The organism is Actinoplanes sp. NPDC049598 (assembly GCF_040675435.1).
Lineage (GTDB): Bacteria > Actinomycetota > Actinomycetes > Mycobacteriales > Micromonosporaceae > Actinoplanes.
The window spans coordinates 325,152-337,145 of record NZ_JBFAOX010000011.1 but is presented as its reverse complement, the minus strand read 5'-3'; the positions used below and the strand labels follow the sequence as shown (position 1 = coordinate 337,145).

General features: G+C 71.4%; 10 protein-coding genes. 8 read left to right on the top strand and 2 right to left on the bottom strand.

Translation table 11 applies throughout. The features are described 5' to 3' along the window. Positions 1-295: 295 nt before the first annotated feature. Together AB0J66_RS26235 and hrpB are read right to left on the bottom strand one after the other, a co-directional pair. Positions 296-667 carry a hypothetical protein gene (locus tag AB0J66_RS26235; protein WP_364665569.1) on the bottom strand — a complete coding sequence of 124 codons (372 nt, stop codon included), beginning with the start codon at positions 665-667 and terminating at the stop codon, positions 296-298. Next, complete coding sequence (gene hrpB / locus AB0J66_RS26230; RefSeq protein WP_364665618.1) at positions 664-3,195, bottom strand: ATP-dependent helicase HrpB; 2,532 nt, start codon at positions 3,193-3,195, stop codon at positions 664-666. The genes AB0J66_RS26235 and hrpB overlap by 4 nt, the downstream gene beginning before the upstream one ends. Before the next feature lie 216 nt (positions 3,196-3,411). Between hrpB and uraD the strand changes: the two genes are divergently transcribed. The 8 genes from uraD (at position 3,412) to AB0J66_RS26190 (ending at position 11,844) form a co-directional block, all read left to right on the top strand. After that, complete coding sequence (uraD, locus tag AB0J66_RS26225) at positions 3,412-3,909, top strand: 2-oxo-4-hydroxy-4-carboxy-5-ureidoimidazoline decarboxylase (RefSeq protein WP_364665567.1); 498 nt, start codon at positions 3,412-3,414, stop codon at positions 3,907-3,909. Then, on the top strand, positions 3,899-4,261 hold the full coding sequence (gene uraH / locus AB0J66_RS26220; protein ID WP_364665564.1) for a hydroxyisourate hydrolase: 363 nt from the start codon (positions 3,899-3,901) through the stop codon (positions 4,259-4,261). The genes uraD and uraH overlap by 11 nt, the downstream gene beginning before the upstream one ends. Positions 4,262-4,266: 5 nt before the next feature. Then, positions 4,267-5,127 (top strand): factor-independent urate hydroxylase, encoded by an 861-nt coding sequence (pucL, locus tag AB0J66_RS26215; protein WP_364665561.1) that lies wholly within the window; start codon positions 4,267-4,269, stop codon positions 5,125-5,127. Then, a complete protein-coding gene (locus AB0J66_RS26210; protein WP_364665558.1) occupies positions 5,124-6,473 on the top strand; it encodes an 8-oxoguanine deaminase in 1,350 nt (449 codons plus the stop codon). Before pucL ends, AB0J66_RS26210 begins: the two co-directional genes overlap by 4 nt. Before the next feature lie 223 nt (positions 6,474-6,696). Then, positions 6,697-8,097 carry a DUF1996 domain-containing protein gene (locus AB0J66_RS26205; protein ID WP_364665555.1) on the top strand — a complete coding sequence of 467 codons (1,401 nt, stop codon included), beginning with the start codon at positions 6,697-6,699 and terminating at the stop codon, positions 8,095-8,097. Continuing rightward, positions 8,090-9,745, top strand: a complete 1,656-nt coding sequence (aceB, locus tag AB0J66_RS26200) for a malate synthase A (protein ID WP_364665615.1) — start codon at positions 8,090-8,092, stop codon at positions 9,743-9,745. Before AB0J66_RS26205 ends, aceB begins: the two co-directional genes overlap by 8 nt. After that, positions 9,745-10,860 (top strand): hypothetical protein, encoded by a 1,116-nt coding sequence (locus AB0J66_RS26195; RefSeq protein WP_364665553.1) that lies wholly within the window; start codon positions 9,745-9,747, stop codon positions 10,858-10,860. Before aceB ends, AB0J66_RS26195 begins: the two co-directional genes overlap by 1 nt. 45 nt (positions 10,861-10,905) lie before the next feature. Continuing rightward, positions 10,906-11,844, top strand: a complete 939-nt coding sequence (locus AB0J66_RS26190) for a DUF6454 family protein (RefSeq protein WP_364665550.1) — start codon at positions 10,906-10,908, stop codon at positions 11,842-11,844. Positions 11,845-11,994 lie beyond the last annotated feature (150 nt).

The window sequence follows — 11,994 nt, the reverse complement described above, 5'->3', positions numbered from 1 at the left end:
TCCCCCAACACCCCTCCCCCCACGCCCGTCGCCCGGGGTGTGCGTGCCCACGCCCACTTCCGGGCGGTGCCCGCTTTGTCGCCTCCCGCATGTGCGTGCGCACGCACATTTCCCCGCGCTGCCCGGTTTGTCGCCTGCCGCGTGTGCGTGCGCACGCACACTTCCAGGCTGTGCCCGCTTTGTCGCCTCCCGCATGTGCGTGCGCACGCACATTTCCCCGCGCTGCCCGATTCGTCCCTAACGCGTGTGCGTGCGCACGCACACATGCTGCGGGCGCCGGATTTGTCGGGCGGGTCTACTCCGGTCGGTAGGTCGTGGTCACGCCGAAGGTTTCGTCGCGGATCTTGAGGAAGGCCAGTTGGGGGAGCTCTTCGGCCAGCTCGGCGTGGAGGTGGCGGGCGACCAGCTCGAAGGTGGGGCGAAAGGCGTACAGCTCGGTCCAGGGGCGGGACGCGAGCGGGGCGCAAACCCGCTGGAGGGTGAGGGACGCCGCGTCGGTGTCGAAGAACCAGCCGCGGGCGGTCAGCTGGTCGTCGTCGAAGGCGATGCCGGCGGTGACCACGACGTCCACGCCCCGGACCGGTGGCAGGCCCCGATCGGCGCGGATCGGCGAGCGCAGGCCCTGCACGGCATGGAAGCGATGCTCCACTTCGACGAGGAAACTCACGAGCGCGGCTTGGTGCGGCGGGTGGGCTCGGCGGTGGTCGGGTCCTCGGGCCACGGATGCCGGGGGTAGCGGCCACGCAGCTCGGCTCGCACCTGTGGATAACCCTGCTGCCAGAACGAAGCCAGGTCGCGGGTGACGGCGACCGGGCGGCCGGCGGGTGAGAGCAGGTGCAGCAGTACGGAGACACGGCCGTCGGCCAGCCGCGGAGCGTCCTTCCAGCCGAAGGCCTCCTGGACCTTGACGGCCAGCACCGGCGACTCCACGTCGGAGTAGTCGACGCGGACCCGGGAACCGCTGGGCACCGGCAGCCGCTCGGGGGCGACATCGTCCAGCCGGCCCGCCACCGACCAGGGGAGCAGGCGGCGCAGGCTCGTGGCCACGTCGACCTTGGCCAGGTCGGCCCGGCGGCGGGCCGGGCCCAGATCGAGCCAGTCGCCGGCGCGGGCCAGCAACGCCTCGTCGGAGACGTCGGGCCACGGATCGCCGATCGCGGCGTGGGCGAAGGCCAGGCGCTCCCGGAGCTCGGTCGCGGTGCGGCTCCAGGTGAGCAGGCCCAGCCCTTCACTGTGCAGGCCCTCGATGAGGGCCGCCCGGATCAGCGCCGGATCGGGGTCGGTCAGCCGACGCTCGACCAGCACGATCGCGCCCAGGCGCCGCACCTTCCGGGCGACGACGTCGCCGTTGGCCCAGCCGATCTCGACGGCCTCGGCGGCCAGCGTGCCCGCCGCTTCGACCGCCGTGGCCTCGTCGAGCGGCGCCGCCGAGCGGATCCGGGCCGTACGCGCGCCGGCCGCCCGGTCCGCCGCCGCCACCGCGAGCCAGGCGACGCCGGCCAGGCCGGTGCCCGGGGTCAACTCGGCGGCGGTGCCGCCGGCCATCAGGTACGCGCGTCCGCCGGCCTCCCGGACCCGGGCCACCCGCTCCGGGTAGGCCAGCCCCACCACCAGCCCGGCCGCCAGATCATCCGGCAGCCGCCGGCCACCCGCCACCTGCGCGCCGTGCCCGTCGATCTGGGCGGCGGCGTCCGTGATGTCGGGGATGGTCTCGTCGGCCGGGTTGCGGGTCAGGGCGGCCGTCAGCCGCCGGACCTCGTTGCGCCACGTCGGGTCGGTGGCGCCGCGGGCGCGGCGCCAGGCGGCGACCAGGTCGTCGGTGGTGGTGCGGTCGTCGTCGAGGAGGGCGACGATCTCGGCGGCGCGGCGGGGGCCGACCAGCGGGGCGCCGTCGAGCAGGGCGCGGGCCAGGCGGGGGTGCAGGCCGGCATCGGCCAGGGCGCGGCCGCGGGCGGTGATGCGGCCCGTCTCGTCGACGGCGCCGAGGTCGTGCAGGGTGGCGGTGGCCGACTGGAGCGCGCCGGCCGGGGGCGGGTCGGGCAGGGCCAGGCCGCTGCCGTCGGGGTGGCCCCACAACGCCAGGTCGAGGGCGAAGCCGGTCAGGTCGGCGGCGGCGATCTCCGGCTCGGGCTGGGCCGGCAGCCGATCGTGCTGCGCCTCCGACCAGCAGCGGTAGACCCGTCCGGGCGCCTCACGGCCGGCGCGGCCGGCGCGCTGGGTGGCGGCGGCCCGGGAAACCGGCACGGTGGCCAGCGTGCCGAGGCCGCGGGCGTGGTCCATGCGCGGCACCCGGCTCAGCCCGGCGTCGACGACCACCCGGACGCCGGGGACGGTCAGGCTGCTCTCGGCCACGGCCGTGGCGAGGACGACCCGGCGGCGGGGCGCGGGGCGCAGCGCCGCGTCCTGCACCGCGCCCGGTTGACGGCCGTGCAGTGGGATCACGTCGGCCTCGACGCCGGCGAGCTGGCCGGCCACCCGGTCGATCTCACGGGCGCCGGGCAGGAAGACCAGCACGTCGCCGGGTGACTCGGCCAGCGCCCGGCGGGTCGTGGCGGCCACGTGGTCGAGCAGCTTGGGGTCGACGCGCAGGCCCAGCGGCGGGGTGATCGGGCCGGCCGGTGGCGTCCAGCGGACCTCGACCGGGAACAGCGGCGACTCGGCGGCGACGACCGGGGCGTCGCCCAGGACCTCGGACAGCCGCTCGGCGTCGGCGGTGGCTGAGGTGGCCAGCACCGCCAGATCCGGGCGGAGGGCGGCCCGTACCTCGATCAGGAAGGCCAGGGCCAGGTCGGTGTCGAGGTGACGCTCGTGGCACTCGTCGAGGATGACGGCGGCCGTGCCCGCGAGCTCCGGGTCGCGTTGCAGACGGCGTACCAGCACCCCGGTCGTCACGACCTCGACCTGGGTGCGCCTCGAGGTCTGCTTGTCGCCGCGGACCGTGTAACCCACCCGATCGCCGACGCGCTCACCCAGCAGGGAGGCCATGCGGCGGGCGGCGGCCCGGGCGGCCAGCCGGCGCGGCTCGGCCACCACGACGCGACCCGTCCCCTCGGCCAGGGCGAGCGGCACCAGGGTCGTCTTGCCCGTGCCCGGCGGCGCGACCAGCACCGCCGCCCCGGCGCCGGCCAGCGCCGACCGCACCCGGGGCAGCACCGGGCGGATCGGCAGGTCGGGCAGGGCCCCGTCGGTGATCAGCACCCGACCATCCTCGCGCAGCCCCGCCGGACGAGGAACAGCCCCGCCCGGCGAGAAGCAGCCCCGCCGGGCGAGGAACAGCCCCGCCCGGCGAGAAGCAACCCCGTCCGGTGAGAAACTGTCGGACCCTCATGGCAAGGTGTCCCTCAAACCGGATTCCCGGGCCAAAAGCTGCCTTCGCCTGCTTGACTGATCGACTAGAGGAAGGGGTGCCGGATGGACGCGGTCGAGGTGTTCAACTCGATGCCCGCCGTCAGCCTCGGTGAGGATCTCAAAGCCTGCTGCGCGGCCCCGACCTGGGGTGCGACGGTGCTCGCCCACCGCCCCTATCGGGACAAGGCCGCCATTCTGGCCGCCGCCGACGAGGCCTCGCGCGCCCTGAGCTGGGAGGGCGTGCTCACCAGCCTGGCCGCCCATCCGCGGATCGGCGAGCGCGCCCCCGGCGACTCCAAGGAGGCCGTCTTCTCCCGGCGCGAGCAGTCGGCGGCCGCCGAGGGTGGTGACGCCGCCGCGTTGATCGAGGCCAACCGGGCGTACGAGGAGAAGTTCGGTCATGTCTTTCTGATCTTCGCCAGTGGCCGCTCGCAGGCCGAGATCCTGGCCGCGGCCCGCGAGCGGCTGGGCCACGACGAGGAGACCGAGCGGGCGATTGTCTCCGACGAGCTGCGCAAGATCGCCCGACTGCGGTTGGAACGGGTGCTCGATGCCCTCTGACGACGGCACGGCGCCCGAGCTGCACGCGCGCATCTCGACGCACATCCTCGACACGGTGAGCGGCGAGCCGGCCCGCGATGTCTACGTGCGGCTGGAGCGGCGTGACTCCGAGGGCTGGCAGCAACTGGCCGACGGGCGGACCGACGACGACGGCCGGTTCCGTTTCCGCGTGCCGGTGAACCAATGGCAGGCCGGCGGCTATCGCCTCTTCTTCTACGTCGAGCCCTACCTGGGCGACGACTGCTTCTTCCCCGAGGTCACGGTCGCCTTCCACGTCCGTGACCCGGAGCGGCAGTACCACGTGCCGCTGCTGCTCAGCCGCTACGGCTACACCACTTATCGAGGGAGCTGACGGGCGTGTCGATCGTGCTCGGAGAGAACCGTTACGGCAAGGCGGAGACGCGGCTGGTCCGGGTGTCCCGTGACGGCGAGACGCACTCGCTGATCGACTTCACGGTCGGCGTGGCCCTCTCCGGTGATCTCGCCGCGACCCACCTGACCGGGGATAACTCCGGCGTCCTGCCGACCGACACCATGAAGAACACGGTGTACGCGTTCGCGAAGGAGCACGGCGTCGGCGAGCCGGAGGAGTTCGCGCTGCTGCTCGCGCGGCACTTCGTCACGTCGCAGCCGACGGTGCGCGCGGCCCGGGTCGGCATCGAGTCGTTCGGCTGGGAGCGGCTCGGCCCCCACTCGTTCCGCCGCGCCGGCGACCACGTGCGTACGGCCGAAGTGACCGTGACGGTCGAACAGACCGAGGTGATCTCCGGGGTGACGGGGTTGACTCTGCTCAACACGACCGCGTCCGAGTTCCACGGGTTCGTCCGCGACAAATACACGACCCTGCCCGAGACCACCGACCGGATCCTCGCGACCGCGGTCGACGCCCGTTGGCGCCACCTGAGCGACGACGCCGACTGGGCCAAGTCCTTCGAGGGCGCGCTGGACGCGTTGGTCAAGGGCTTCGTCAACACGTACAGCGGCTCGTTGCAGCAGACGCTGTTCGCGATGGGCAGCCACGTGCTGCGTACCCGCGAGGAGATCGCCGAGATCCGGCTGGCGCTGCCGAACAAGCATCATTACCTGGTCGACCTGTCGCCGTTCGACCTGACCAACGACAACGAGGTCTTCGTCGCCGGCGACCGGCCGTACGGGTTGATCGAGGGCACCGTGACCCGCGACGACGTGCCCGAGGCGCTGACGGAGTGGTATCGGTGATCCTGATCGAGAACGTCGCGGTCGCCACGGTCGACGACGCCGACACCTACCACGCCGACGGCCACGTTCTGGTCGGCGACGACGGCCGGATAGCCGCGGTCGGCGCCGGCCGCTACGCGGGGTCGCTGCCGCGGTTCGACGGCACCGGCTGCCTCGTGACGCCCGGTCTGGTCAACACGCACCACCACCTCTACCAGTGGGCGACCCGCGGGCTGGCCCTCGACGAGACGCTGTTCGGCTGGCTGACCACGCTCTACCCGATCTGGGGCCGGCTCGACGCCGAGATCGTGGGCGCGGCGGCCGGGGCCGGGCTCGGCTGGCTGGCCCTTTCCGGCTGCACGACCTCGATGGACCACCACTACGTCTTCCCGCGCGACGGCGGCGACGTGCTCGAGGCCGAGATCGCGGCGGCCCGGCGGCTCGGCGTGCGCTTCCACCCGACCCGGGGCTCGATGGACCTGAGCCGCAAGGACGGTGGGCTGCCGCCGGACAACGTCGTGGAGAAGACCGACGAGGCGCTCGCGGCGACCGAGGCGGCCATCGACCGCTGGCACGACCCGTCACCGGAGGCGATGCTGCAGATCGCGGTGGCGCCCTGCTCGCCGTTCTCGGTGACCGAGCGCCTGATGAGCGAGGCAGCCTCACTGGCCCGGAGCAAGGGCGTCCGCCTGCACACGCACCTGGCCGAGACCGACGACGAGGAGGACTTCTGCCGGGAGCGCTTCGGCTGCACCCCGGTGGAGTATGCGGAACGCCTCGGCTGGCTCGGCGACGACGTGTGGCTGGCCCACGGGGTGCACCTCGACGACGCCGCGATCGCCAGGCTCGGAGCGACCGGTACAGGTGTGGCGCACTGCCCGAGCTCGAACGCGCGCCTCGGCGCCGGGGCAGCCCGCGTGCGCGAGCTGCTCGACCACCGCGTGCCGGTCGGGTTGGGTGTCGACGGCTCGGCCTCGCAGGAGGCGGCGCATCTGGGGGAGGAGCTGCGGCAGGCGCTCTACACGGCCCGGATCCGGGGCGGGCCGGGCGCGCTCAACGCCCGCGAGGCGCTGCGCCTGGGGACGATGGGCGGCGCCCGCTGCCTGGGCCGGCAGAACGATCTCGGGTCGCTCGAGGTGGGCAAGCTGGCCGATCTGGTTGTGTGGCGTCTCGACGGCCTCGGCCACGAGGGCATCGACGACAAACTGGCCGCGCTGGTCTTCGGCCCGGCCGCCCCGGTCGAGCTCTCCCTGGTCGGCGGCAAGCCCCTCGTCGAGCAGGGCCACCTGGTCAACGCCGACGCCGAAACCCTCGCCCGGGAAGCTCGGGTCGCCCACCGTCGCCTGCTGGACACGGCGAGCATTTAAGGAAGACTTAAGTAAGTTGGGCGATAAAAGCGTTATCCGGAATGGATATCGCGGCCACCTGGGGCGCTTTGAACGGCGATTTTCAAGTCTTTCTCCAAGGTTTGAATTAGGCCTGTCGCATCTGCATACTCCCTGGTGAAACGGTCCCCCCACTTCATCTGGAACGAGAATGCGATCTGACTCCCAGCACGTCGCACCGCCCAATCCCAAGACCCGGCGCCGCGTGACTCGCACCGTTCTCGGTGCGGCCGTCGTCGTCACCCTCGGCGCCAGCGGCGTCTACCTCGCCACCGCCAACGCGGCCGAGACCGTGGTTCCCGGCCGACTGCAGGCCGAAGCTTTCTCGGCGCAGTCGGGCGCGCAGACCGAGAGCACCGGCGACCAGGACGGCGGCCAGAACGTCGGCTGGCTCAAGAACGGCGACTGGCTGCGCTACGACAACGTCACCGTCGGCTCGACGATCACCGCGCGCATCGCCTCCGACAACGCCGCGGGTGGCTCGATCGATCTGCGGCTCGGCTCGAACACGGGTGCGCTGCTGGCCTCGATCCCGGTCGAGAGGACCGGCGGCTGGCAGAAGTGGGTCACCAAGAGCGTCACCGTCAAGCCGCCGGCCGGCCCGCAGAAGCTGGTCGCCGTCCTGAAGAGCGACCAGTCCGGCGACTTCGTGAACATCAACTGGTTCACGCTGGGGGCCTCCACCCCAACCTCGACAGCGCCGACGTCGGCGCCGACGACCCCGCCGGTCACGACCCCGCCCGCCGACGGCGCCGGCTGGGTCACGATGGATCAGGCCAAGTGGGCCAAGCAACTGGCCGACTTCAACGCCATGACTCCCAAGGCCATCACCAACAACCCGGTCCGGGTCTCGGAGTTCAACGCCTCCTGCACCGTCAGCCACTCCAAGGCCGACGACCCGATCGTGCTGCCCGGCCTGCCCGGCGGCTCGCACATGCACTCGTTCCTCGGCAACGACTCCACCGATGCCTTCACCACCACGGAGACGCTGCTCAAGAACACCGGTTCGAGCTGCAAGCCGCTGCAGGACCAGTCCGCGTACTGGATCCCCACCCTCTACGAGAACGGCCAGGCGATCGAGCCGCACGGCGTCACCGTCTACTACGGTTCCCGCCTGCCCGACCCGAGCCAGACCGTCCCGTTCCCGCAGGGTTTCCGCATGATCGTCGGCGACGCCAAGCGCCAGGTCGACACACCCAAGGGCGCTCCGGGCCAGTTCTGGTGCGCCGGCGCCGGCGGCGAGACCGGCCGCAGCGCCGACGGCAACTGGCCGGTCTGCGCCAAGACGGCCGAGCTCACCTTCCAGCTGACCTTCCCGGACTGCTGGGACGGCGTGCACCTGGACAGCCCCGACCACAAGTCGCACGTCGGCCCGGCCGACGGCTCCGGCAAATGCAGCGGCAAGTTCCCGGTGGCGATCCCGTCGCTGTCGTTCGTGATCGGCTACCCGACCTCGGGCAGCAGCGCCGGCTTCAAGCTGGCCTCGGGCAACGCCAGCTCGATGCACGGCGACGCGTTCTTCGCCTGGGACGACGCCGCGCTGGGGCACCGGGTCAAGGACTGCATCGTGCAGAAGGCCAAGTGCAACACGGACGGCAATTTCTGACATAACCGGCGAACAAAAGGGGCTGTGGACAACGCGAGCACAGCCCCTTTTTCTCCACTACCGTACGGAGGAAGCCAGCACCGAGAGGAGCGCGTCGACGATGACCGAGATCCTGTCCGACGAAGCAGTGGCGTTCGTCGCCGATCTGAACAGGCGTTTCCGCCCCCGTCGCAACGAGCTTCTCGAGGCCCGCAAGCAGCGCCGGGCCGAGATCGCGGCCGGGAAGAGCCTCGGTTTCCTCCCCGAGACCGCTGACATCCGGGCCGCCGAGTGGAGCGCCCCGCCCGCGCCGCAAGATCTCCAGGACCGTCGCGTCGAGATCACCGGCCCCACCGAGCGCAAGATGACCATCAACGCGCTCAATTCCGGGGCCAGGGTCTGGCTGGCCGACCTGGAGGACGCCAACACCCCCCACTGGCAGAACGTGGTCGACGGCCAGCAGAACCTGTACGACGCCATCCGCCGAACCATCAGCCTTCAGACCGACACCAAGACGTACGAGCTGAACGGCGGCCCGTACCCGACGATCGTCATGCGCCCCCGCGGCTGGCATCTCGACGAGCGTCACCTGCCGGTCGACGGCGAGCCCGCGGTCGGCGCCCTGGTCGACTTCGGCCTCTACTTCTTCCACAACGCCAAGGAGCTGCTCGAGCGCGGCAGCGGGCCTTATCTCTACCTGCCGAAGATGGAGTCCCACCGCGAAGCCGCGCTCTGGAACGACGTCTTCACCTACGCGCAGGAGACCCTCGGCATCCCGGTCGGCACCATCCGGGCCACCGTGCTGATCGAGACGATCCCGGCCGCGTTCGAGATGGAGGAGATCCTGCACGCGCTGCGCCCGCACATCTCGGGTCTCAACGCCGGCCGGTGGGACTACCTGTTCAGCATCATCAAGTACTTCCGCGACAACCCGTCGATGATCCTGCCCGACCGTGCCTCGGTGACGATGACCGCGCCCTTCATGCGGGCCTACACCGAGCTGCTGGTGAGCACCTGCCACCGGCGCGGGGCGTTCGCGATGGGCGGCATGGCGGCCTTCATCCCGAGCCGCCGCGATCCCGAGGTCAACGAGGTGGCGCTGGCCAAGGTCCGGGAGGACAAGGAGCGTGAGGCCGGCGACGGCTTCGACGGCTCCTGGGTCGCCCACCCCGACCTGGTCCCGGTCTGCCAGGAGATCTTCGACCGCGTGCTCGGCGACCGGCCCAACCAGCTGGCCAAACAGCGCCCCGACGTCGAGGTCACCGCCGAGCAGCTGCTGGACGTGGCGAGCACCCCCGGCGAGGTCACCGAGAAGGGCCTGCGCTCCAACGTCGAGGTCGCCCTGCAGTACCTGGAGGCCTGGCTGCGCGGCAACGGCGCCGTCGCCATCAACAACCTGATGGAGGACGCGGCCACCGCCGAGATCTCCCGCTCGCAGGTGTGGCAGTGGATCCACAACGGCGTCCGGCTGCCCGACGGCACCGAGATCACCGCCGATCTGGTCGGCCGCATCGAGGACGAGGAGCTGGCCGCGATCCGCGAGAAGATCGGCGACGAGGCGTGGAGCGCCGGCCGCTTCGACGACGCTCGCAAGCTGTTCGAGCGGGTGGCCCTGGCCGACGACTTCGCCGACTTCCTGACCACCGCCGCCTACGACTCGATCGACTGATGCTCACGGACGACGACTACGCCGACCTCGACGCCCGTCTCGCGCCCCACGACGCGTTCCTGCGGCAGCGCTACCCCGGCGAGCGCGCCGGCCGTCAGCCGGTGCACACCGTCTACGTGCCCGCGGACAGGCTGGCCGGCTTCCGCGACTGGGGTGACATCGCGCTCGAGACCATGAAGGAGTTCGACTTCCCCTGGTGGGAGGAGAAGATCGCGCAGAAACTGCGGGTCGAGCCGATCGAGGATCTGCGCGTCGACTTCGAGGACGGCTACGGCGTGCGCGACGACGAGCAGGAGGACGCCGAGGTCCGCCGGGCCGTCACCGTGCTGCGGGACGGGCCGCGCCCGCCGTTCTTCGGCCTGCGGATCAAGTCGCTGGAGGCGCCGACCCGCCACCGGGCGCTGCGGACGCTGGATCTGTTCCTGGAGTCCTACCAGGACACCGATTTCGTCGTGACGCTGCCCAAGGTCAGCGGCCCGGCCCAGGTCGAGGCGATGGTCGCGCTGCTCGACAAGCTGGGTGCGCCGATCAACTTCGAGATCCAGGTCGAGCTGCCCAGCGCGATCCTCTCGGCCGACGGCGTGGCCACGGTGGCTCAGCTGATCACCGCCGCCGAGGGCCGCTGCACCGGGCTGCACTACGGCACGTACGACTACAGCGCCGCCGCCGGAGTGGCCGCCGCCTACCAGGCGATGGATCATCCCGCGGCCGACTACGCCAAGGCTGTCATGCAGGCGGCGGCCGCGCAGACCGGGGTCCGGCTCTCCGACGGCTCCACCAACATCCTGCCGGTGGGCGCCCGCGAGGACGTCCATCATGCGTGGGAGCTGCACCACCGGCTCGTGCGCCGCTCGCTGGAGCGGGGCTTCTATCAGGGCTGGGATCTTCATCCGGCCCAGCTGCCGACGCGCTACGCCGCGACGTACGAGTTCTTCCGGGACGGCCGCGACGCCGCGGTCACCCGCCTGCACCGCTACGTCGACCGGCAGGAGAGCGGCATCGCCGACGAGCCGGCGACCGCGCGCGCCCTCGCCGCGTACCTGTTGCGGGGCCTCGACTGCGGGGCCCTGAGCGACGCCGGTTTTACCCGACCGGAGTTGATCTCCTTCCTCTAACGTGATCGACGGGCATCGTTCAAGGAGGTGGCCGATAGTGACGCCATGAAGAAACTCGCCCTGATCCTCGGCGCGACGCTCGCGCTGGTCTCGGCCGGCGCCTCGGCCCAGGCCACGCCCGGCCACGCCGACAGCGCGCTGGCCAAGGACCTCGCCGCCGTGACGCGCTCCACGGCGTGGAACCAGCTGTCCGCGCTGAAGCTGAACTTCCCGACGTACCACCCCGAGGGCCTGGTCGTCACGAAGGACCGCTTCTACCTGAGCTCGGTCGAGATCATCGAGCCCACGGTGAAGTACCCGGAGCCGGTCGACGGCTACGACCGCACACCCGGCAAGGGCGTCGGTCACCTCTTCGTGATCGACCGCGCCGGCCACCTGATCAAGGATGTGATCCTCGGTCACGACATCGTCTACCACCCCGGCGGCATCGACCTGGTCGGCGACGACATCCTCGTGCCGGTCGCGCAGTACCGCCCGAACAGCTCGGCCGACATCTACAAGGTCAGCACGCGGACGCTGCGGGCCACGCGCCTGTTCACCGTCCGCGACCACATCGGCGGGATCGTCTACGACCCGACCACCGGGCGGTACGTCGGCAACAACTGGGGCTCGCGCACGTTCTACGAGTGGACCCGCGAAGGCCGCCGGCTCACGACCTGGCTCAACCCGACCAACCTGATCGACTTCCAGGACTGCCAGTACGTGCCCGCCGGCAAGATCGCCTGCGCCGGGATCACCGCGCTCCCGCAGGCCCCGGGCGCGACAGGCAGTTATGAGCTGGGCGGCATCACGCTGATCGACCTGCACCGCCGCGCCATCATCAACGAGTTCCCGTTCCAGCAGTGGTCCGCCGCCGCCCACGTCCTCACCCGCAACCCCGTCAAACTCGCCGCGACCGGCCGCACGCTGACCATGTGGGCCGCCCCCGACAACGGCGAGGAGATCGCCGGCACCCAGATCTACACCCTCCAGGCGAAGATCTGAAAGACGCGGAGGTACGCATCGAGGGGCGGGCCAACCGCATTGTCGCGATCCCGCCTCCTCGGCGCGACCTGCCTGCCACTCAGGGCCGCAGCGCGCCTTTCGCGCGATTGCCGGGCTGGGCCAGGGCTGTTGCCATGCCGCTAGAGTGCG